At 41.8% G+C, this 21,563-nt stretch carries 19 protein-coding genes; 13 read left to right on the top strand and 6 right to left on the bottom strand.

Translation table 11 applies throughout. The features are described 5' to 3' along the window. The first annotated feature begins 8 nt into the window (after positions 1–8). From MHI23_RS03835 to MHI23_RS03860, 6 genes are all read left to right on the top strand, one after another. Complete coding sequence (locus MHI23_RS03835; RefSeq protein ID WP_133744867.1) at positions 9–1,733, top strand: methyl-accepting chemotaxis protein; 1,725 nt, start codon at positions 9–11, stop codon at positions 1,731–1,733. Between the two features lie 172 nt (positions 1,734–1,905). Continuing rightward, the gene (locus tag MHI23_RS03840) at positions 1,906–2,295 is read left to right on the top strand and encodes a DUF1992 domain-containing protein (RefSeq protein ID WP_024425281.1); all 390 of its coding nucleotides are present in this window, start codon (positions 1,906–1,908) and stop codon (positions 2,293–2,295) included. A gap of 164 nt (positions 2,296–2,459) precedes the next feature. Continuing rightward, positions 2,460–3,896, top strand: coding sequence for a PTS system trehalose-specific EIIBC component (gene treP / locus MHI23_RS03845; RefSeq protein ID WP_206533997.1), 1,437 nt, complete (start codon positions 2,460–2,462; stop codon positions 3,894–3,896). A gap of 15 nt (positions 3,897–3,911) precedes the next feature. Continuing rightward, positions 3,912–5,612: an alpha,alpha-phosphotrehalase gene (gene treC / locus MHI23_RS03850; RefSeq protein ID WP_212052959.1), complete on the top strand. Its 1,701-nt coding sequence runs from the start codon at positions 3,912–3,914 to the stop codon at positions 5,610–5,612. A gap of 19 nt (positions 5,613–5,631) precedes the next feature. Further along, the gene (gene treR, locus MHI23_RS03855; RefSeq protein ID WP_133744869.1) at positions 5,632–6,360 is read left to right on the top strand and encodes a trehalose operon repressor; all 729 of its coding nucleotides are present in this window, start codon (positions 5,632–5,634) and stop codon (positions 6,358–6,360) included. Between the two features lie 70 nt (positions 6,361–6,430). After that, positions 6,431–6,865 carry a terpene synthase gene (locus MHI23_RS03860; RefSeq protein WP_133744870.1) on the top strand — a complete coding sequence of 145 codons (435 nt, stop codon included), beginning with the start codon at positions 6,431–6,433 and terminating at the stop codon, positions 6,863–6,865. An 86-nt stretch (positions 6,866–6,951) separates the two neighbouring features. Here MHI23_RS03860 and MHI23_RS03865 read toward each other — a convergent pair whose 3' ends face one another. Continuing rightward, positions 6,952–11,244, bottom strand: coding sequence for a multifunctional 2',3'-cyclic-nucleotide 2'-phosphodiesterase/3'-nucleotidase/5'-nucleotidase (locus MHI23_RS03865; RefSeq protein WP_339240947.1), 4,293 nt, complete (start codon positions 11,242–11,244; stop codon positions 6,952–6,954). Positions 11,245–11,498: 254 nt separating this feature from the next. Between MHI23_RS03865 and MHI23_RS03870 the strand changes: the two genes are divergently transcribed. After that, on the top strand, positions 11,499–12,017 hold the full coding sequence (locus MHI23_RS03870; RefSeq protein WP_024425275.1) for a type 1 glutamine amidotransferase domain-containing protein: 519 nt from the start codon (positions 11,499–11,501) through the stop codon (positions 12,015–12,017). 108 nt (positions 12,018–12,125) lie between these two features. Here the strand turns inward: MHI23_RS03870 and MHI23_RS03875 are convergent, their stop codons facing one another. Together MHI23_RS03875 and MHI23_RS03880 are read right to left on the bottom strand one after the other, a co-directional pair. After that, positions 12,126–12,341, bottom strand: coding sequence for a DUF1128 domain-containing protein (locus tag MHI23_RS03875; protein ID WP_003214000.1), 216 nt, complete (start codon positions 12,339–12,341; stop codon positions 12,126–12,128). Positions 12,342–12,418: 77 nt separating this feature from the next. Next, complete coding sequence (locus tag MHI23_RS03880; RefSeq protein WP_073204292.1) at positions 12,419–13,774, bottom strand: sodium:alanine symporter family protein; 1,356 nt, start codon at positions 13,772–13,774, stop codon at positions 12,419–12,421. 174 nt (positions 13,775–13,948) lie between these two features. Here MHI23_RS03880 and MHI23_RS03885 point away from each other — a divergent pair, with 174 nt between their 5' ends. The 3 genes from MHI23_RS03885 to MHI23_RS03895 are packed head-to-tail and all read left to right on the top strand — an operon-like array spanning position 13,949 to position 15,609. Then, entirely contained in the window at positions 13,949–14,419 is a 471-nt protein-coding gene (locus tag MHI23_RS03885; RefSeq protein WP_024425273.1) for a low molecular weight protein-tyrosine-phosphatase, read from the top strand. A gap of 20 nt (positions 14,420–14,439) precedes the next feature. Then, positions 14,440–14,763, top strand: coding sequence for a YtxH domain-containing protein (locus tag MHI23_RS03890; protein WP_135032903.1), 324 nt, complete (start codon positions 14,440–14,442; stop codon positions 14,761–14,763). 27 nt (positions 14,764–14,790) lie between these two features. Beyond that, the gene (locus tag MHI23_RS03895) at positions 14,791–15,609 is read left to right on the top strand and encodes a YhjD/YihY/BrkB family envelope integrity protein (protein WP_024425272.1); all 819 of its coding nucleotides are present in this window, start codon (positions 14,791–14,793) and stop codon (positions 15,607–15,609) included. A 210-nt stretch (positions 15,610–15,819) separates the two neighbouring features. Here MHI23_RS03895 and MHI23_RS03900 read toward each other — a convergent pair whose 3' ends face one another. After that, positions 15,820–17,001, bottom strand: coding sequence for an MFS transporter (locus tag MHI23_RS03900; RefSeq protein ID WP_339240950.1), 1,182 nt, complete (start codon positions 16,999–17,001; stop codon positions 15,820–15,822). 75 nt (positions 17,002–17,076) lie between these two features. Here MHI23_RS03900 and MHI23_RS03905 point away from each other — a divergent pair, with 75 nt between their 5' ends. The 3 genes from MHI23_RS03905 to MHI23_RS03915 all read left to right on the top strand — a co-directional run bounded on the left by MHI23_RS03905 (position 17,077) and on the right by MHI23_RS03915 (position 19,437). Continuing rightward, positions 17,077–17,454 (top strand): OsmC family protein, encoded by a 378-nt coding sequence (locus MHI23_RS03905; RefSeq protein ID WP_342492303.1) that lies wholly within the window; start codon positions 17,077–17,079, stop codon positions 17,452–17,454. A 65-nt stretch (positions 17,455–17,519) separates the two neighbouring features. Next, positions 17,520–18,587: a calcium/proton exchanger gene (cax, locus tag MHI23_RS03910; RefSeq protein ID WP_073204303.1), complete on the top strand. Its 1,068-nt coding sequence runs from the start codon at positions 17,520–17,522 to the stop codon at positions 18,585–18,587. Positions 18,588–18,675: 88 nt separating this feature from the next. Then, positions 18,676–19,437 (top strand): YfkD famly protein, encoded by a 762-nt coding sequence (locus tag MHI23_RS03915; RefSeq protein WP_223255680.1) that lies wholly within the window; start codon positions 18,676–18,678, stop codon positions 19,435–19,437. A 58-nt stretch (positions 19,438–19,495) separates the two neighbouring features. On the opposite strand, the gene MHI23_RS03920 is transcribed toward MHI23_RS03915, so the two are convergent. Both MHI23_RS03920 and MHI23_RS03925 read right to left on the bottom strand, forming a co-directional pair. Beyond that, the gene (locus MHI23_RS03920) at positions 19,496–20,599 is read right to left on the bottom strand and encodes a restriction endonuclease (RefSeq protein ID WP_212052951.1); all 1,104 of its coding nucleotides are present in this window, start codon (positions 20,597–20,599) and stop codon (positions 19,496–19,498) included. A gap of 107 nt (positions 20,600–20,706) precedes the next feature. Then, positions 20,707–21,423, bottom strand: coding sequence for a YebC/PmpR family DNA-binding transcriptional regulator (locus MHI23_RS03925; protein WP_212052949.1), 717 nt, complete (start codon positions 21,421–21,423; stop codon positions 20,707–20,709). Positions 21,424–21,563: the final 140 nt, after the last annotated feature.

The raw sequence follows: 21,563 nt of genomic DNA on the forward strand, positions 1-21,563 counted from the left end.
AGGAAAAAATGGCGAAACAAAGGAAATTTGGAGGATACACGATATCCTCTAAAATCATGTCAGTCGTTACCGTAACATTACTCGCAACCGTTGCATTATTCGTTCTAACCTTTTATCTAGTGAGCCAGGATTTATCATCCCAGTTATTAAAGCAATTTGATTATCGATTAACAACAGATATTGATACCGCCAAAAAAGAAATCGATAACATCGATGGAAACGTACTCAGCATTAGCGGGAAGGATGATCCTATTTATGCTGAGATCAAAACGAAATTCGCAGAGCTTCAAAAAGATCATACGCTTGAGAACTTATACGTGTTATCTAATAAAGGCGGCAAAGAAAGAATTATTATACTAACCGGTGAAGAAAATGACTTTGATCAAGATTATGCTTTTTCAGAAGAGATGAAACAAGCGCTCTCTGAAGATAAAATGGTCAAAAGTGATATTTACAAAGATTCATTTGGTACACATAAATCAGTCTTTTTGCCAATTAAGGATTCAGGCGGTGAGCTGACAGGGATTTTAGGCATTGATTTAGATGCGTCTGTCGTGCCTCAAACAACGCAGAAGTTGATGATCTATATCACAGTGGCATCTGCCATTGTGCTTATCGGTGGATTACTCTTCTCATACTTCATGGGAAGAAGAATTGCAAAACCAGCACGTTCCTTGATGGAATCAGCGAATCGAATTGCTGACGGTGATTTAACTGGTATGGTAGAGGTTGAAAGTAAAGATGAGATCGGCCAGCTTGCCGCATCCTTCCAAAAGATGCAGGGACGGATTAAAGAGCTCATTTCGAAAATCTCAAACTCATCTAGTGAAGTGTCGAAAATGTCTTCACAGCTTCGTACGGTGACGACCGAATCAAGTCAAAGTGCGCAGCAAGTATCAGAAGCTATGACGAATATGAGTGAAGGAATCAATGATTCTGTCGCAAATATCACGGATTGTACGACATCCGTTGCAGAGATCGATACTCAAATCGAAGGCGTCACAAAAGAAGTCGACGAAATGAAATCTGTTTCATCTGACGTACAAAAGCAATCAGAATCTGGTCAAAAATTAGTGAACCATGTGCTTGATCATCTGAATATGCTACATGACAAGATGACCAACTCAAAGCAGGCAGCAGAAGAATTACAATCTCATTCAACGGAGATTGAAAGTGTCATCTCAATTATTACGGACATTTCAGCCCAAACGAATCTGCTTGCACTGAATGCTTCAATTGAAGCGGCACGTGTTGGAGAAGAAGGAAAAGGGTTTGCTGTTGTGGCAGATGAGGTGCGCAAGTTAGCTGAGCAATCAGCGGATGCGGCTAAAACCGTTTCAGACCTTGTCATCGGCACACAGGAAAACAGTCAGCGCGTTCTTGAAAGTGTAGAGGAAAGTAGTAAAGCAGTGGAAGAAGGACGTGAGCAAATGGAAGGCACGTCACAAAATTTCGCTTTGATTTACGACGGTGTATCTCAGTTTTCAAGAAGAACGAACAATTTGCTTGCTTCTATTAAGCAAGTTGAGCAAGCATATCAAACGATTTCTACATCGATTGAGCAAATTTCTGTTGTATCGGAAGAACATGCAGCCAGCTCTCAAGAAGTGGCGGCAGCAACAGAACAGCAAAGTGCTGGTATGCAGCAAATTTCAAGTGCGATTGAACAGCTCTCTGACATGTCAGAGGACTTAGCACAAATGGTCTCAACCTTCAAAGTCGACAATAAATAACGAGAAAGGGCTAAAATATTTTAGCCCTTTTTCTCTTTTCAGCGAACGAGCACCTGAGCGCAGGATAGACACCGAATGCGAGGGGGTGTCTAGACGCTAAAGCTGGCTCTTGTGAGAGAGCCAGCTTTTTTGCTATGCTTAATCAAATACTTGCGGCGAAAGGAGAAACGCTATGGATTTTGCGCAGAGATTATCAGAAGAACGGATCAAAAAAGCGATGGATAACGGGGCTTTTGAAGGATTATCTGGCTTTGGGAAACCTCTGCCAAAAGATGATGCTGCTCATGTACCAGAAGAACTTAGAATGGGCTACCGCATCATGAAAAATGCCGGATTTGCTGGGGAAGAAACAGCGCTGAAAAAAGAACTCATGACTGTCAAAGAATTACTTCAATCAAGCATAGATGGAGAAGAAAGAAAGAAACTGTCTCTTATCTGTGAAGAAAAACAAAAACGTCTGGATGAACTTACATCTAAGCGCCAAACTTTTGCCCGCCCAGCCTCCTCCTTTTACAAAAATAAGGTCTACGAGAAATTAACGGAGCATAAAAAAAGAGGATGACACGCTGCCTCTCCCTGAGCACATTGAGGGAGCTTTTTTTATGTAAGCGCTACATTTTGTTGTTGACTACATGTATATACAAATATAAAATATAAAGTAACATGTATATACAAGTTTTTTGGTTCTTTTTTCTTATATAAAAAAACGATCTCGGAGGGGATAGTATGGCTGATTATCAGGCAGCAGCAGATCAGATTGTGAAAGCCATCGGCGGCAAAGAAAATATTGATCAAGCGACACATTGTGTAACAAGGCTGCGCTTTGTGCTGAAAGATGAAGACAAGGTGGATGAGAAAGCACTTGAACAAATTGATGAAGTGAAGGGATCTTTCTCAGCGAACGGTCAATACCAAGTGGTTATCGGCCAAGGGGTCGTCAATCGAGTATATGCCGAAATGGTCAAAAGGACGGGGATTGGGGAAGCCACAAAAGAAGACGTCAAGCGTGCCTCTGATCAAAAATTAAATCCATTGCAGCGTGCTGTGAAAACGCTTGCGGATATCTTTATACCAATTCTTCCTGCCATCGTCACAGCCGGTTTATTAATGGGGATTAATAATATTTTAACAGCTCCTGATATTTTCTTCGATCAAAAATCGATTGTGGATGTGTATCCGGCATGGGCTGATTTAGCGAATATGATCAACTTAATTGCAGGCACTGCCTTCACCTTCCTGCCAGCATTAATTGGCTGGTCAGCTGTGAAGCGGTTTGGGGGAAATCCGCTTTTAGGGATGGTCCTTGGACTGATGCTTGTACACCCGGACTTGTTAAACGCATGGGGCTATGGAGCGGCTGAGAAGACCGGTGACATTCCTGTTTGGAACTTGTTTGGACTTGAAGTGCAGAAGGTAGGCTATCAAGGACAGGTTCTTCCGATACTCGTCGCCTCCTATTTACTTGCAAAGCTCGAATTATTTATCACAAAACGGACACCTGAAAGTATTCAGCTGTTAGTTGTTGCACCGATTACGTTATTAGTTATTGGATTTTTATCATTTATCGTCATTGGACCTGTTACATTTGCAATCGGTAATGTTTTAACATCTGGACTTGTAGCCGTATTCCAGCAATTCGCAGCACTTGGCGGTCTATTATACGGCGGACTGTATGCAGCATTAGTCATTACAGGAATGCACCATACGTTCCTTGCTGTGGATATTCAATTGATTAACTCAAAGCTGCACGGCACGTTCCTATGGCCAATGCTTGCACTGTCCAATATCGCACAAGGATCAGCTGCACTGGCAATGATGTTTGTCTTAAAAGATGAAAAACAAAAAGGACTTTCGCTGACATCAAGTATTTCTGCTTATTTAGGAATTACCGAACCGGCGATGTTTGGGGTCAACCTGCGTTATCGATTCCCATTTATTTTTGCACTGATCAGCTCAGGATTAGCCGGTATGTTTATCGCCTCTCAAGGGGTGCTGGCAAGCTCAATTGGTGTTGGAGGCATTCCAGGAATCTTCTCCATTATCCCGAAATATTGGGGGGCATTTGCAATTGGAATGGTGATTGTCCTCATCCTTCCATTCATCGGTACTCTTTTATATGCAAAACTAAAAAAGAAGAAGGATTTTTCAGAAGAACTTAACTAGTGGTGGTGAAGGAAATTGAATCAGCAATCAAATGAACCATGGTGGAAAAAAGCGGTGGTCTATCAAATTTATCCGAAGAGCTTTTTAGATACAACGGGCTCTGGTACAGGGGATATCAATGGCGTGACGAAAAAGCTTGATTACATTAAAGAGCTTGGGGCGGATTGTATTTGGCTCACGCCAATGTATGAGTCCCCGCAGCATGACAATGGCTATGATATTAGTAATTATACAAAAATCCATGACATGTACGGCACAATGACAGATTTTGAACGCATGCTGAAGGAAGCGCATGAGAGAGGAATACGAGTCATTATGGATCTAGCCGTTAACCATACATCCATTTTCCATGAGTGGTTTCAAGCCTCGCGTGAGTCAAAGGATAACCCTTACCGAGATTATTATATTTGGAAGGAGCCAAAAGCGGACGGATCTCCGCCGAATGATTGGCAGTCGAAATTTGGCGGCCCAGCCTGGGAGTTTGACGAAGTAACAGGAGATTATTATCTTCATTTATATGATGTCACTCAGGCGGATCTCAATTGGGAGAAGGATGAGGTGCGCGGGCAAGTATATGACATCATGCACTTTTGGTTTGAAAAAGGAATTGATGGGTTCAGGCTGGATGTCATCAACAACATCTCAAAGGATCAGCGCTTCTTAGATGACGCCGGACAATCTGTGCAAGGCGACGGCCGCATGTACTATACGGATGGGCCGAGAATTCATGAATTTCTGCATGAAATGAACCAGGAGGTTTTTTCGAAATACGATAGCATGACAGTTGGAGAAATGTCTTCAACGAATATCGCAGACTGCATTCGGTATACAAGACCTGATCGGCAGGAGCTGGATATGACGTTCAATTTCCATCATTTAAAGGTGGATTATCCAAACGGTGAAAAATGGGCGATCGCACCATTTGATTTTCAAGAATTAAAGTCGATTCTGTCTGAATGGCAGACGAAAATGCATGAGGGCGGCGGCTGGAATGCGCTGTTCTGGTGCAATCATGATCAGCCGCGTATCGTCTCAAGGTATGGTGATGATGACACGTATCATCAGCAATCAGCGAAGATGCTGGCGACCACGATTCATCTGATGCAGGGGACTCCTTATATTTATCAAGGTGAGGAAATTGGCATGAAGAATCCTCGCTTTGAGGACATTTCGTCTTACCGTGATATCGAATCACTCAATATGTACGAAGTCATGCTTGAAAAGGGAAAATCAAAGGAAGAAGCACTCGCCATTTTACAGGTCAAGTCAAGAGATAATGCGAGAACACCAATGCAGTGGACCTCAGAGAAGAATGCAGGTTTCTCAACAGGAACACCTTGGATTGAGCCAGCCCATAACGACATTTCGGTCGAAGCTGCGTTAAAAGACCGGACGTCCATTTTCTATCATTACCAAGCCCTTTGCAGACTGCGTAAAGAACTTGATGTGATCACATATGGCAGCTTCTCCTTACTTTTAGCAGAAGATCCAAAGATTTTTGCTTATGTTAGAGAAAGCAAGGATGAGAAGCTCCTCGTGATCAATCACTTTTATCCAGGGGAGGCGGACTTTACGCTTCCTGATGAGCTTGTACAGGCTGTAGATGAGATGGAGGGGCAAGTCCTGTTATCCAATTATGAGGATGTGCCGGCACATATCAAGGGATTTACGTTGCGCCCATATGAGTCAATCGTTTATCATTTAACCAAACGCTAGAAAATGGGGCGGAGGGAAAATGAAAGAGAATAAGTTTCGAGTGATTTATGATCAGCTCGCAAGACGAATTGAGCAAGGTGAATGGCAGGATAAAGGCATTCTCCCATCAGAACATGAACTTTCTATCATGTACGACACGTCCCGGGAGACGGTGAGAAAGGCATTAAATATTCTTGTACAAAATGGCTATATTCAAAAAATCCGCGGAAAAGGCTCTGTATTGCTGAATCGGGAGAAAATGCAGTTCCCTGTATCGGGTCTTGTCAGCTTTAAAGAGCTTTCCCAAACGCTTGGCCGAAAGACAGTCACAACGGTTCATGAATTTGGCTTAATTAAAGCGGACCAGTATATTCAGTCTCAGCTGAAAATTGATGAACAGACAGACGTCTGGAAAGTCATTCGATCTCGTAATATTAGCGGGGAAGAAGTGATTTTAGACAAGGACTACTTCTTGCAAAAGCATGTTGAAGTCTTGACTAAAGACATATGCGAAGGATCAATCTACGAGTATATTGAGGGAGAACTCGGTGTATCAATCAGCTATGCTCAAAAGGAATTTGTGGTAGAGCCATGTACAGAAGAGGATGCGAAGTACCTTGATTTAAAGGGATTTGACCATGTCGTCGTGGTAAAGAATTATGTGTTCTTAGAGGATACGAGTCTATTTCAATACACAGAAAGCCGTCACCGATTAGACCGCTTCAGATTCGTCGATTTTGCTAGAAGAGAAAAAACGGACAGAGCATAGGCTCTGTCCGTTTCAATTTTTGGAGAAGCGGGGATATACAACGACAAGATCATGATTGATAGGAGGAAAAATGATTAGACTGAATCGACCACTAAAATTACGGGATTTAGAAATTTTTAGCGTGATGAAAAATCATCGAATATTATGTTACGTGATTATTGAAGATACTCGAAAACCGTTTACGGAAGAAGATCGAAAACTAGAGCCATTATGTTATATGGATGAAGAAGATATACAAGCGATTTTGAATGTGTTTCATATTTCAATTATTAATGATGAAAAGTTAAGTGAAGAGGATTTAACTCTTGTAGAGGATTATTTTGCTGATTTTGTGAATAATACGAACTTAACGAATTTTATTATAAGAGATTATGTTCAAGAGGATTTATATGCCATCGATGATGAAGATGATATCACGTTCTTCAATAGAATGCTGCGTCATATAGGATCAGATAATGTGAAAGAATTTGATAAGCGCAATTGGATTTATTTATCCCAAGATTGAGATGAAAAGAAGACAAAGGGCTAAAATCAAGATCATTTTAGCCCTTTGTCAACAATATGAGGACAGAGCATACGCTCTGTCCTTTTTTAGGATGATACATTTTTTCTTGTACGCTTGCGCTGGTAGTAATATAGGATACCGCCTAAGGCAAGCATAAGTACACCAATCAATACAGCTGTATACATCATCGTTGCTGTATTAGGCAGTGTGCCGCCTGGGAGTCCGGTTCCATCTTGGTTTGGATCTGTACCTGAACCTCCGCCTGGCGCTGATGTACCGCCTTCTCCGCCAGTTTGATCTGGCGTTGTTCCAGCTGCCCCGCTTTGGTTGAGTACGGTATATTCGCTGAAGTGTTCAGTTTGACCTGATACGACCCCATTTTCGAACGATCCGTTACTTGTTTTGGCATAACGGTTTTTCTTGCGGTCTACATAATATACACCAGGTTTCTTCGCCTTTTGAGGCTCATCTAATGTAAAGGATAGTGTGACAGGATCTTTAAAGGTAGAAACCTTTTTCTGATCTTGTTTGATTTGGAAATCATACGTATCGGTTAATGCATTTTTCACCTTATTCGTTTTTTTCATCCATATATCTGCGCTATTTTCGGACAAATTAGAGAGCGGTAATACGAGTCCCACTTTGTCATGATAGATGGTGACGTTTGGATCTTGCTCTCTTTTCTTCAGCTCGGCTACCTGCGCTTTTGATAGAGACAATTGAACGTTTTTCGCTTCGCTCGCTTTGTCTAAATAGAGCAATGCTTTGTTTGTATGCTGCACATACGTTTGGAATTTTTCATCATCTTGAATGTCATAGGCGCCTTTTCCTTTCGCACGCGGAAGGAACACTTCTTTCACTCGATGATCGATGACAGGAGAAATATGCCCGCCGTCTGCCTGTTCAATTTGCTCTTTGAAGATTTCATAGTCAACATAGCCTAAGTCTTCGCCGTGAGAGGCTTCTGTAAAGACGCTGTAGCCATCTCCGCCTGTGCCGACAAATGCGTTTGTCGCCACGCGGTATGTTTTCTGATCATCAATGTTTGTTAGTATGCCGTTTTGGTCTTTCAGTTTGACATCAATGAGTCTGCTGCCAACTGGTTTACTCAGCGTAAACGTATATTCAATGCCGGCTACATGAGGGAATGCGCCGCCGCCTTCCTCAATGCCTGAAAGCCCTTGTTCGAGTGCTTTCTTAATTTGGCTGCCTTTTAAATCTGCGACATAGAGTGTGTTTCCGAATGGCATGACCGTTAAAATATCACCTAATGTGATATCTCCTTTTTCAATGCTGCCTCGAATACCACCGCCGTTTGTGATGGCAAGATCAGCACCAGCAGATTCTTGTGCTTTTTTCAGCATACCGTCAGCAATAAAGTTCCCAAGGTTCGTTTCCTTCGCACGGACATGCTCGCGTTGTCCATCTAAGAGGACATCGGTAGACCCGACTTTTTCCGTTTTTAAATCTTGAATATCTGCCTTGTACTGATCGAGGATCGCTTTTGCATCGGCATCTTCTTTGACAGAGTCATCGATGGTGATGAGGTCAAAAGAAGATTCCTTTGGCTGTACGACTCCTTTTTGATTAAAGGCCACGTCTACTTTTCCTAAGAATTGTCCGTAGTCTTTTACCTGTGCGACAATCGTTGGTTCTTTCTTATTGACGACCTTTAATTTTTCAACAAGGGTGTGCGTGTGACCGCCAATGATTAAATCAATCCCGTCTACTTTTTGAGCAAGCTCAAGGTCACGGTTATAGCCAATGTGTGTTAAAGCAATGATTTTGTTGATTTTTTCTTTTGTTTGAATCGTGTTGACTGTTTCTTTTGCTTTCTTGTATGCATCCTTGAATTGAATGTTAGGACCGCTGCTGGACGTAATGGCCGTGTCTTCAGTCGTTAAGCCGAATACAGCCACCTTCTCACCGTTTACATCAAGCAGGATGTATGGGTAAATCCCAGCTTCTTTTTTCTCACCAGCTTTGAATGTGGCTGGCTTTTTCACTAAGCCGCTCAATTGTTTTTCCTTAGAGACATCAACGTTTGATGACACAATCGGGAATGCAGGCTTTTCAAATTGATGACGGTTTTTCGCATCTACATCTGATGCATCACCTGTCAGGAATTGACGAAGAACAGAAGGACCTTTGTCAAATTCATGATTACCAAACGTCATGGCATCATATTTCATTAAGTTCATCAGTTTTAGGTCGGCAAGTCCTTGCCATTTTGTGAAATATAGGTCACCAGAGAAGACATCTCCAGCATCTAATAAAATGTTGTTTTTGCTTTCGGCTCGAACTTCTTTAATCTTTGTTGCACGTCTTGCCGCATCATCAAGGTGTGCGTGTGTATCGTTTGTATGCATCACCGTTAAATTCCAGTTATCTGATGCAGGCGGTTCTGTTGTGCCATCCTCTTTAAAGGCTAGCTTGTACACGCCAAGACCATCTGTGCTGGCGTTACGAACAAAATCTACGCTGCTTGATTTTTCAGCAAACGGCTTAGCCAAAAGAGAAGATTCGAATGTGACTGTTGCGCCCTTCACTGGTGCAATGGACCAGTTTTGATCCGCACTTGGGTTGATGGTTTTTTGTTCGATAATATAATCCATCAGCACTTGGCGGTTCTCATCAGCTGAGGCAAGCACCACTTTATCTTGCGTCAGATGCGGGAAGCCCCCGCCGCCAGAAGCTCGATAGTTGTTCGTTACGACTAAAAATTCTTGATTGTCAGAGACTGGTTTCCCATTGTAGGACAGGTTTTTGATGCGGTTTGCATTCGCATTAACAAGAGTGCCTGTTGTGCTGTACTTAGCAGGCTGCGTCACATCGACTTGATAGGTGACACCATCGATCACATCAAAGTTATACGAGCGGTATTCTTCGTTTAAAATAGGCTGTTCATTTGAATTGTTTGGTTTGATCTGATTAAACTGTCCAGCAGACATCTCGAGCCAGTCTTTCACTTCACTGCCTTTCAGTTTGACAATCTGCACGGTGTTATCGTAAAGGTAGAGATCGCCGATGTTTTTAATTGCTAAATCACCTTTTGCGATATTTGTATAATAATTTACACCGTTTCGGCCGCCGGCTTTAAACGGGGCGCCTGCAGATAAAATCGGTAAGTTTTTGTATGACGTGTCCTTCATTTTTTCTTGTGCATACCATTTTTGTGCATCTGTCACAATTTGAATAGAAGGGTCATCCATCACTTGAGCAAAAAAGCTGTTAATGTCTGCTTCTGTTTTACCAACAGGTTTTCTCACATACTCAAGTGTGTTTTGATGCGTTGTTTGAATGGCATCTTTCACAGTGCTGTTTTGAGAGGTGACTCCTGCAACAGATTCAATCTTTCCTGTTCCATCTGTGACCTTCCATTTGCTGCCGTCAGGCTCTAATGTTAAATCAATGACTCCGAGGTAGCTTCCCCAGTTTTTTGACATGACGACTGGAATGCCGTTGATCGTTCCTTTTGAGACATCGAATTTGTCGACGCCGCTATATTCAGCGCTTGGGAATGTGCCGTGCTGATGGCCGGACACGATCGCATCGATGCCTTTCGTTTTTGTGGCAAGGTCAAAGATCATATTTTCTGATCCTTTAGGCGAAGCGGTTTTTTCAATTCCTGTATGGGCAAGAGCGACGATGATATCTGCGCCTTTTTCCTTCATTTCAGGAATGGTTTCATTAGCAGATTCGACGATATCCTGCACTTGAACTTGTCCATCTAAATTCTTCTTATCCCACGTCATAATTTGAGGTGGAACGAATCCTATGTAACCGACTTTCACAGTTTGGGAAGCTCCGTTTGCATCTTTAAAGGTCTTATTTTGGATCACATAAGGGGTAAAACGGTGTTCTCCATTTAACTTTTTGACGTTCGCATTGACAATCGGGAAGTTAGCCCCGGCAATAGTACCGTCAAGAAATGATAATCCGTAGTTAAATTCATGATTGCCAAGTGTGCCTGCATCGTACTTTAGTTTGTTGAGTGTATGAATAATGGGGTGAACCTTTGTTTGATTGATGATACTGTCTTTTTCATTTTTGTAAACGTATTCTCCAAGAGGGGTTCCTTGAATCAGATCTCCGTTATCAACAAGGAGTGTATTTGGATTTTGTGAACGGTGCTTTTCAATCAGCTCAGCTGTTTTTGCCAAACCAAATTCATTTGTTTCTTTGTCGCTGTAATAATCGTAATTCATCATGTTCGCATGAACATCCGTTGTGGCTAAGATGCTGACTTTTACGGCATCGCCGTTTTCTATTGCTGCATGAGTAGGTACTGCTGGGAGAATGAGACTAATCATCATAATGGAAGTGAGCAGAATAGACAGGTTTTTCCTTCGTTTAGACCTATGTGCTTGCTTCTTCACCTGATCTCCGCCTTTCTAATTTTTTTGACCACAATACCTATTGTAGAAATGTTTCGTTAACTTTTGTAGTTATTTTTTGCAGATTATTGTAAAGATAACATAAATCATACGAATTACCTTGTTGAGGAAATATAAATAAGTCTAAATGCTTATTTTCACCATAAGGGGTTATCTGATCGGGATAGGATGTTTGATTTCAATCTCCCCGGGTATAGTGTGTAGTGTAAACGATAATCAAGCAGGAGGGTTTCTACATGGGTAAGAAAATTGCAGTTGTATTAACAGATTACTTTGAGGATGTTGAATTCACCGAGCCTGCAAAAGCCTTTAAAGATGCAGGCCATGAGATCACAGTAATTGAAAACGAAAAAGGAAAAACAGTGAAAGGGAAGCAAGGAGAAGCAGAAGTGAGAGTGGATGCGTCCATTGATAACGTGAAGCCTGAAGACTTCGATGCACTGCTGATTCCTGGCGGGTTCTCACCAGACATTCTGCGTGCAGATGATCGCTATGTCCAGTTCACAAGAGCATTTATGGACGAGAAAAAACCAGTATTTGCGATCTGTCACGGGCCGCAATTGCTCATTACAGCAAAGACGCTGGAAGGCAGAGGCGCGACTGGATATACATCCATCCAAGTAGATATGGAAAACGCAGGCGCAAAATTCAAAGATGAAGAAGTTGTTGTTTGTCAGGATCAGCTTGTGACAAGCCGTACACCTGATGACATTCCAGCATTTAACCGTGAATCATTAAAACTGCTCGCAAAATAAGCAGTTTTGACAGGATAAACAAAGCCAGCACCTTGCGGGGTGCTGGCTTTTTCTGCGCATGATTGGAAGAAAGCGGCGTAAACCGCAATCTTAGTTTCCTTTGCACGATTATTTTCTTAAGTTTTTTAGCTCGCTTGCGATGGCTTGCATTTCACTTGGGCTGAATGAAGATTTTTTCATCACCATTTGGTGTAGAAATTCAATATCTTCGTACTTGTCTGGACTGAAGTCCTCGGCTTTGATGACTCCAATGTTCAGCATATTTAACTTTTGCGAAATGTCTTCAATCAGCTGATTGACTTCAGCCGCTTTTTGCTCTGACAAGGGCGGCACGTCCTTTCCTGCATATGTGTTGAATAATATGTCTATTTTAACAGAAAAGCAAAAGAATAAAAGGGCTATTAAGACGACACCGAGATGTTTTTCTCCTTTTTCTCCTGTTTAATTTTTTCAATGATTCGTTTTGATTCAAATACGACAACGCCCGATAAACCAATAAGGCCAATTAAGTTTGGAATGGCCATCAGACCATTCAACATATCTGCTACGCCCCATACGAAGTCATTCTTAAACACAGCACCAAAAAAGACAGCCATCACAAAGACGATGCGATAATACATGACGTACGAATCCTTCGCCAAATATGTAAAGCATTTCTCTCCATAATAGGACCAGCCAATGATGGTTGAATAGGCAAACAAGAGCAGTCCGATTGCCACAATGGTTGAGCCAGCTGGACCGAGGAAGTGAGCAAAGGATAACGAAGTCAGCGCATCACTTTTCACTGTTAAATACATATCTGCCATGACAATGGTAATGCCAGTGATAGAACAAACAATGATGGTATCAATAAACACTTGCGTCATAGAGACGAGTGCCTGGCGTGCAGGCATATCCGTTTTCGCAGCTGCAGCAGCAATTGGTGCTGACCCAAGACCTGCTTCATTGGAAAAAACTCCTCGTGCGACACCCCAGCGAATGACAGTCCCAATTGCACCCCCTGCTACGGCTTGACCAGTAAAGGCATCTGAGAAAATAAGACTGACTGCGCCTGGAACAAGATCAGCATTCATAACAAGAATGATTAGACCGCAAATGACGTAAAATAAAGCCATGACGGGTACAAAGATAGATGTGACCCGGCCAATGCTTTTGATTCCGCCTAAAATTACAAGTGCTGTAAAAGCCGTAATGATGATACCTGTTACCCATGTTGGAATTTGAAAAGTAGAATTCATGACGCCTGAGATGGAATTAGACTGGACCAGGTTGCCGATCCCAAAGGCAGCACTGGCGCCGAAAACAGCAAATAGCACCCCTAGCCATTTCTGTTTTAATCCATGCTCTAAATAATACATAGGTCCGCCAGACATTTCGCCTTTTTCATTTTTGACTCTGTATTTTACAGCAAGAACAGCTTCTGCAAACTTGGTGGCCATCCCGAAAAATGCAGCAAACCACATCCAGAAAACTGCACCAGGACCACCGGCTATAACAGCGGAGGCCACACCGACGATATTCCCTGTACCGACAGTGGCAGCAAGAGCCGTCATTAACGCTTGGAAATGTGAAATATCTCCTTCTGACATTTTGTCTTGTTTTGAAAAAGCGAGCTTTAAAGAATAAGGAAGTAATCTAATTTGAATGAAGAGAATGCGAAAGGTGAGGTATATTCCAGTACCAACAATTAAAATCAACAGGGGAGGTCCCCACAAAAAATTGTTCATCGTCGTGACAAACTGCTCAATTATTCCCATCTAATATCCCCCTTTGTTTGTGTAATTCTCCTAAAGTTTCTCCTGTTTTTGTGTATTTTGTCAATGGCGATGAGAGCTTTTCTTGCAAAGTTTTCAAAAGAAAAAGGGCTTGATATGATAGAGAAAAGGTTTTCGAAAGCAGTTCTTAGGGAAAAGATAGGAGGAGAATGAAGGATGATTCATGTATTATTCGTATGTCTTGGCAATATTTGCAGATCACCGATGGCAGAGGCCATGTTTAGAAAACGAGTAGAAGATGAGGGGCTAAGCGAGCACTTTGTCATTGATTCAGCAGGCATTGGCGGCTGGCATCAAGGCAGTCCTCCGCATGAAGGAACACGAAAGCTGCTTGATGAAAAAGGGATCAGCTATGAAGGGATGTCCGCAAGACAAATCATAGATGAGGACATCACAGCATACGACTATATCATTGCGATGGATGCTGAAAATGTAGGGGCACTTCGCAGTATAGCCGGCTATGGGAAACATCACTTTATTGGCCGTCTTCTTGACTTTGTTGAAGACGACGATCGAGATGATGTGCCAGACCCTTATTACACTGGAAACTTTGAGGAAGTACATGATTTAATTGAAAAAGGAATTGATCGTTTTTTGACGTATGTAAAAAAAGAGAAACACCTTTAACTGAAAGGAGATCAGACGAGATGGAAGAAAAAAATCAAATCATGCTTCGAGGAGCTATGATAGGAGCAGCTTGCGGCGCACTGCTGACATTATTTCATCGGCCAACGAGAATCGCGCTCAAAGACAAATGGGATGACTGTCAGGAAAAGCTGGCGGAATACCGTCAGGAGCCAGCCAGAATTTCTGCTTGTATGAAAGAAAAAATGGAAGAAACGAAGCAGCTGATGCGAACAGTCTCAGATGATTTGTCATTTTTAAATGAACAAGTCAATCAGTTAAAGGAAACAACCCCAAAAGTATTAGAGATTATTGAAGAAACAAAGGATCACTTTCGATCGAAATAGAAAGATTGATCATTGGAGATGAGGCGTATGGGTTTTATCAAAGCGTTAATTGAACGCTTTTTGCTGCATGAAGGACCGGCAAAATCTGCTGAGCTTGCTTACTTCTTTTTGCTTTCATTATTTCCGTTTCTCATCTTCGTGCTGACGCTCGTTGGATATTTGCCGCTGACGTCGAAGGATGTCCTAAGCGTCATCTCTGGTTATGCGCCAGAAGGAGCACTTTCGATGATTGAATCCATTGCCGAAGAGACACTGAACAGCCGTAACGGCGGATTGCTGTCATTCGGGATTATTGCTGCCCTTTGGTCTGCATCTAACGGGATTAATGCCGTCGTCAGAGCATTTAACCATGCTTACGAAGTTGAGGAAAATCGTTCCTTCATTCTCGTACGTTTAACATCAATCATCTTAACCATCGCAATGGTTCTCACGATTATTTTTGCCTTAATGCTGCCTGTCTTTGGAAAAGAACTTGGCTTATTTCTCGCTGAACTAGTCGGGCAGTCAGATGCCTTTCTCACCATTTGGACGGCCATGAGGTGGATCATTAGCCCGCTGATTTTATTGATTGTGTTTACAGCCTTGTACTATTTCGCCCCAAACATTAGACTGAAATTGAAATTTGTTCTGCCAGGCGCGATTTTTGCATCGATTGGTTGGATTTTGGTCAGCATGCTGTTCTCATTTTACGTAGGCGAGTTTGCGAATTACAGTGCGATGTACGGAAGTATTGGGGGGATCATTATTTTAATGATCTGGTTCTATTTAACCGGCATCATGATTATCCTTGGCGGCGAGCTCAATGCGCTTTTACATAAGCGTAAAATCGTACCAGGCAAGGTGTGAAGAAATCCGGGCATCCTAAAGAAGAACGAACATGTTCAATCTTGATGGATGGGGGAATCACATATGTCCAAACAATCGAAAAAAGGCGGAAGCAACACGAAACAAAACAAAGGCCAGCAGCCAAAGCACAAAACAAGCGGCAGTGCAAACGGGCAAAATGGTTATCATTAAATGAAAAAAACTCCTCTGCATAGGTGCAGAGGAGTTTTTTTAATTAGAAATGGATTCATTGGGACTTTCCACCACTGCCTGCGTTCTCCCAAATCGAACGCAGAAAAACACAAATAATATCACGATGCTGACAAGGTAAAGTAAATTCATTCCTTCAAACGTTTGCACAAAGAATCCTCCGAGTACCGGCCCGAGAATACTGCCTGCACTAAACGCCATCCCGCACATCAAATTCCCGGCGGGAAGCAGATGCTTTGGCAATAAGTCGGTCATATAACTGATGCCAAGTGAGAAGGTAGAGCCTACAGCCATTCCGGCAATAAAGAAACAGATGGCTACAGCCAAAACGGATTGAATGAAAATCCCTGCCAAAAGGAAAAAGAATGATCCAGCGAGTGTCACACATAAAATGATGCGGCGCCTGCCAAACCGGTCACTGAGCATCCCAAGAGGAAGCTGAAAGACAATGCTCCCAATGGCAAACGCAGGTAAAATAAATGCCACCGCATCTACTGTCACACCGCTTCTTAGCGCATATACAGGGAAGTTACTATTAAGCGTCGTTTCTAAAAAGCCATAGCAAAATGGCATCATAAAGGCGATCCAGCCAAATTGAAAGGCCTTTTTAAAGCGCTTCAAACTGTTTGTCTGCTCTGACGTTTGCACTTCGCCTGTATCTGGATATGTATTTTTTAAAACAAACACAAGCAGCCAAATACATAAACTAACGGCACCAGAAACAATAAAAGGCAAGGCTGGATTGATCTCAATGAGCGGCGTTAAAAAAGGGCCGGCGGCAAAACCGAGTCCAAATGATAATCCATACAATGAAATGTTTCGTCCGCGATTTCTTGATGATGAAGCATAGGTCACCCACGTCTGTGTAGAGAAATGCAGCATATGGTCACCAATCCCGATCATGAGCCGGAGGAAGAACCAGACGACATAAGATTCAAAAAACACAAAGCTAAATAAGCTTAAAAAGACAGCGGCGCCTCCAATGACGATTAATGGCTTAAATCCAAACCGGCGAAGCGGTGCTTCCATAAAAGGAGACGCAAGCAGTACACCGAGATATAAGCCTGTGGCATGCAGTCCGTTTAACGTAGGAGAAGTACCGGCATGTTCAAAGATAATGGAAATGACAGGAAGTAATGCCCCCTGTGAAAAACCAGATACGGATACAAGTAAAATTAAAATCATAAAGTGAATTCTCGACATAAGATGCTCCTTACAAGTTCATGCTTTCATCGTACAATGGAACCATAGGGGTTTCAATAGAAAGGTGGAAAACGAATGACGCTGACATACAAAAAGGATCATTGGATCGCACATATTGAGGACAGGCAGCTGCCTATTTCAGGAACAGAAGAACTGGGGTTCCGCCCATCTCAATTGTTCACCTCAGCCATTGCAGGCTGCTTTGGAGAAATGCTTATTCATGTATGCCGTAAAAAGCGAATATCCTATGAAGGGCTGACGATCACACCTGAAACGACAAGGACAGGAGCTGTAAACAAAATTTCCTGCATTCATTTACATATCTTATTTGAAGACATCAATACATCTGATGAACAAATCGATAAAGTGATCACCCTTGCATTGAAGCATTGCTCTATGGTGCAGTCCGTGAAAGGGAGTATTGATATCACTTTCTCACACGCGCGAATCTAAAATGTATACGATGCCGGCACTCACGAAAGAATAACAGTCAGACATATGTAAAGGAGAATGGCTGTATGAATCGTTTGTTTCTTGTAATTGTCGCAATCGGTGTTCCGCTATCGGTGATTGGCAGTTTTCTTCATTTCCCGCAGGTCATCATGTTTACCGTTTATTGTATCGCCATTATTGGTCTTGCTAGTTTTATGGGAAGAGCCACAGAAAGTCTTGCCATCATTGCGGGACCTAGAATTGGCGGACTTTTAAACGCCACATTCGGAAATGCAGTGGAATTAATCATATCGTTTTTTGCCTTAAAGCAAGGACTGACGGCCATCGTACTTGCTTCATTAACTGGATCAGTCATCGGAAATTTACTGCTTGTGGCGGGGCTGTCTTTTTTTGTTGGCGGATTAAAATATAAGCGCCAAGTGTTCAATGTCCATGATGCAAGGCACAATTCAGGCTTGCTCATGTTTGCCATCATTGTAGCGTTTGTCGTTCCAGAAGTATTTTCGGTGGAGATGGCAGAGAATAAACAGTTTGTTTTAAGCATTGGGATCAGCATTGTGATGATTTTGCTTTATGTTGCGGCGCTTTATTTCAAACTAGTCAGCCACCGCGGTGTTTATGTTGCCAAGCAGGAGAGCGTGCAAGGTGAAGCGGAGACGGAAGAAGAAACACCTGAATGGTCTGGGAAGTTTGCCACCGTGATTTTGCTGCTTTCGACGATCGCAGTTGCGTACATTTCAGAGCGCCTTGTTCATACATTTGATACGGTAGGAGAACAGTTTGGCTGGAGTGAGCTGTTTATCGGTGTCATTATTGTGGCCATCGTCGGCAACGCCGCAGAACATGCCTCAGCTGTCATCATGGCGTATAAAAACAAAATGGATGTAGCAGTGGAAATTGCCTTTGGCTCCACACTTCAGGTTGCCATGATGGTCGCACCAATCCTTGTCATCAGCTCGTTATTTTTCGACAAGCAGATGCCGCTCATTTTCTCTTTGCCAGAACTCATTGCGATGGCATCCTCTGTACTGCTCACGGTGATTTTATCAAATGATGGGGATACAAACTGGTTTGAAGGCGCCACATTACTCGCTGCCTATTTTATTATGGCGATTGGATTTTTCCTTTTATAATCTTTTGTGGATAAGGGACGTCTTTGCGGAAAATACTATGGAAAAATGAATGAGAAAGAGTGATGATATGAAAAAGATGCTCCGCATCATGTTTGTTGTTCTCTTATCCTTAAGTTTTCTATACAGCTTTCCAGCGGAGGCGGCAAAGCCATTTAAAGTGCCATCCTCTGTCGCCAGTATCTCCAAGGAGAATACGTATCCAAACGCGTCACAGGATCAGCCGCTGCTCCAGCCGAGCGAGCTGACGGCTGAATTGTTCAAAACAACAAGTGTACCGATTGAGAATACGCATTTGATTAAAATGCTGAATGAATCCAGCATTTCAGGGACGCCATTAGCTGTTGGATACCGTGCGACCATTTTCCTTGGGAGATGGGCGCTGAGCTACGATTCAAACGAAACGGTCGCCAACTGGGAATACAAAAAAGTGAATACGAACCACATTGATAACAGAGGCGGCAACAAAACAGCTATCGGAAAATACGTTCAAAAGCAGCAAGTGAAAGTAAGCGGCGGCCTCACAGCAAAAGTGCCGAACCCAGAAGATGTGAAAACATTGATGATGCAAAAAGCGATTCAAAAAACAAAGCTGCCTCTCGCTTTTGACACCGTGATTGGTGCAGGAACAAAACGAGATCAGTCATACCACGTCTCTCCGAAAAAAGCAGCATCGCTTCATGCCTATGCACCAGCGATTAACGAAAAAGGTAAGGTCACATACGGAGAAGTGTACCTTGTACTAAAAGGAAATAAACGAAAACTCGTCGTGAAAAACGTGACCTCACAAGGAATCGGCGCTTGGATTCCTGTTCAGGATCACTTGACGTTTGGGTTTCAAGGGATGAATTAAACAAACAAAACCTCTTTCATCATGAAAGAGGTTTTGTTTATAATTGTTAATATTTATTTTACTCCTCATTGAAATAGCTAAAGTCAATTTTTTTTAAAATAAATTTCTCCCTTAAATTAACACCTATATCGTAATCAATCATTAATTTTGCTAATCGTTCACCATCAATTAGGATAATTTTTTTACTTTGTAGTCTATCTGTATAATCAATTGCATTTTTAGTAAAATGAGAAGTAGTTATAAAAACACCTTTTTTTGCCCCCATGTCATCCAGGGCACCTGAAAAGCTTTGAACAAGTTCTCTACCTATAGAATTATCCCATCGTTTTGCTTGTAAATAAATATTATCTAAGCCAAGTTTGTCTTCTTTTATAACACCATCAATACCACCATCGTTAGTTTTACCAGTAATTTTCCCGTCGCCATAACCCATAGCCATAAGTAGTTCAACTATTATATATTCGAGCTTTCTCCAATGTGCTTTTTTAATCTGTTGCAAGAGTGATTGTGCCAGTTCTTTCCTTAACTCACCTGACTTTTCTGACATAATTTCAAATGGATCAATTACTTCTTCAATGTCTTCTAATTCTTCTTCCATTTCTTTTTGATTATCATTTAACAAATCTAAACCTGTTGATGTTATTTGGTATGTAGCTTGACTAATTTCTTCTATATAGTTTGAATTTTTAAGACTGTATCTAGCACTACGTATTCTTGTAATAAAAATTGAATCTTTACTGTTTTCGTAGGATCGAGATCTTTGTTCTTCAGTTAAATTAAACAACTTAGTCAATTCATCTGTTATATAACTAGAGGTATAGGGTTTACGATCTTTTATTACGTTAAGAAATGTTATGATGATTTTTTTAGTAGATGGAATATCATTTGTACTAGAACTAAAACTATTAATTAAATCTTTAATATCTGTATCCTTCTTAGGAAAGCCTTTATCAATAAATAATTCTTGCATTTCTTTCATTGAAAATATTTCACTGAGTTGCTTAATTCTTTTTAAAGCGTCCACTGATTGTTGAGTGAAAGAAATTGAATTACCTCGTTTGACACTTGGAATATATTCTTGGAAAAAATTAATCCAACGTCTTCCGCCACTTTCTGACCAGCCTACAGCTTCGGATAACTTCGTTTTCGTTAAATATTCCATTAAGCACCTCGTTGTTTATTTTTATTAAAATTATACATTATTTCCTTTAATTTCTGTTATTTATTTTAAAAAAACAGACCTTTAAAAGGTCTGTCTCAATTTCCTTATTACCCTAAATCCACATTATGATAAACCTGCTGCACGTCTTCAAGCTCTTCTAATACATCGATCAGCTTTTCAAATTGTGCTTTCGATTCATCATCTAATGTCACTTCGTTTTGAGGGAGCATTGTGATTTCAGCGACAGTGAATTCTTCTACGCCAGCTTGTTTGAATGCTTCTTGTACTTGATGGAATTGATCTGGTTCAGCATACACGATCACCGTTTCATCTTCTTCCATGATGTCACGTACATCAACGTCTGCTTCCATTAAAAGCTCAAGCGTTTCTTCTTCACTTTTTCCTTCGACACCGATGACAGCTGTTTCGTCGAACATGTAGGCAACAGAGCCGCTTACGCCCATGTTTCCACCGTTTTTCCCAAATGCTGCTCGAACATCTGAAGCTGTACGGTTTACGTTATTGGTGAGGGCATCAACGATGACCATTGATCCGTTTGGACCAAATCCTTCGTAGCGCAGCTCATCGAAGTTCTCTTCCGCACCGCCTTTGGCTTTTTCAATGGCACGGTCCACAATATGTTTTGGGACACTATATGTTTTTGCACGTTCTAGGACAAAACGAAGTGCTTGGTTTGATTCTGGATTTGGCTCACCTTGTTTGGCAGCCACATAGATTTCACGCCCGAATTTTGCGTAAATACGACTTGTACTAGCATCCTTTGATGCTTTCTTTTCTTTAATGTTGTTCCACTTACGACCCATCTTATTCACTCTCTTTCACTTAGAAAATACACAGTATGAGGGTCCCCATGCTGCATGAAATCATTCTGCTATCTATTATACATGAATCAGTCAAGAGGATAGAAGTAAGAGGGCTGAAATGAAAAGAATTGTTAGCGAAT

This window comes from Bacillus sp. FSL M7-0003 (assembly GCF_038628485.1).
Taxonomy (GTDB): domain Bacteria; phylum Bacillota; class Bacilli; order Bacillales; family Bacillaceae; genus Bacillus; species Bacillus safensis.

What these genes read in the sequence shown, in the direction of transcription:
- MHI23_RS03895 (WP_024425272.1), top strand. Translation starts at nt 14,791, where the DNA reads ATGGGTTTTATCAAAGCGTTAATTGAACGCTTTTTGCTGCATGAAGGA.
- MHI23_RS03835 (WP_133744867.1), top strand. Translation starts at nt 9, where the DNA reads ATGGCGAAACAAAGGAAATTTGGAGGATACACGATATCCTCTAAAATC.
- MHI23_RS03870 (WP_024425275.1), top strand. Translation starts at nt 11,499, where the DNA reads ATGGGTAAGAAAATTGCAGTTGTATTAACAGATTACTTTGAGGATGTT.
- cax (WP_073204303.1), top strand. Translation starts at nt 17,520, where the DNA reads ATGAATCGTTTGTTTCTTGTAATTGTCGCAATCGGTGTTCCGCTATCG.
- MHI23_RS03905 (WP_342492303.1), top strand. Translation starts at nt 17,077, where the DNA reads ATGACGCTGACATACAAAAAGGATCATTGGATCGCACATATTGAGGAC.
- MHI23_RS03890 (WP_135032903.1), top strand. Translation starts at nt 14,440, where the DNA reads ATGGAAGAAAAAAATCAAATCATGCTTCGAGGAGCTATGATAGGAGCA.
- treR (WP_133744869.1), top strand. Translation starts at nt 5,632, where the DNA reads ATGAAAGAGAATAAGTTTCGAGTGATTTATGATCAGCTCGCAAGACGA.
- MHI23_RS03880 (WP_073204292.1), bottom strand. Translation starts at nt 13,774, where the DNA reads ATGGGAATAATTGAGCAGTTTGTCACGACGATGAACAATTTTTTGTGG.
- treP (WP_206533997.1), top strand. Translation starts at nt 2,460, where the DNA reads ATGGCTGATTATCAGGCAGCAGCAGATCAGATTGTGAAAGCCATCGGC.
- MHI23_RS03840 (WP_024425281.1), top strand. Translation starts at nt 1,906, where the DNA reads ATGGATTTTGCGCAGAGATTATCAGAAGAACGGATCAAAAAAGCGATG.
- MHI23_RS03860 (WP_133744870.1), top strand. Translation starts at nt 6,431, where the DNA reads ATGATTAGACTGAATCGACCACTAAAATTACGGGATTTAGAAATTTTT.
- MHI23_RS03920 (WP_212052951.1), bottom strand. Translation starts at nt 20,599, where the DNA reads ATGGAATATTTAACGAAAACGAAGTTATCCGAAGCTGTAGGCTGGTCA.
- MHI23_RS03925 (WP_212052949.1), bottom strand. Translation starts at nt 21,423, where the DNA reads ATGGGTCGTAAGTGGAACAACATTAAAGAAAAGAAAGCATCAAAGGAT.
- MHI23_RS03915 (WP_223255680.1), top strand. Translation starts at nt 18,676, where the DNA reads ATGTTTGTTGTTCTCTTATCCTTAAGTTTTCTATACAGCTTTCCAGCG.
- MHI23_RS03885 (WP_024425273.1), top strand. Translation starts at nt 13,949, where the DNA reads ATGATTCATGTATTATTCGTATGTCTTGGCAATATTTGCAGATCACCG.
- MHI23_RS03900 (WP_339240950.1), bottom strand. Translation starts at nt 17,001, where the DNA reads ATGTCGAGAATTCACTTTATGATTTTAATTTTACTTGTATCCGTATCT.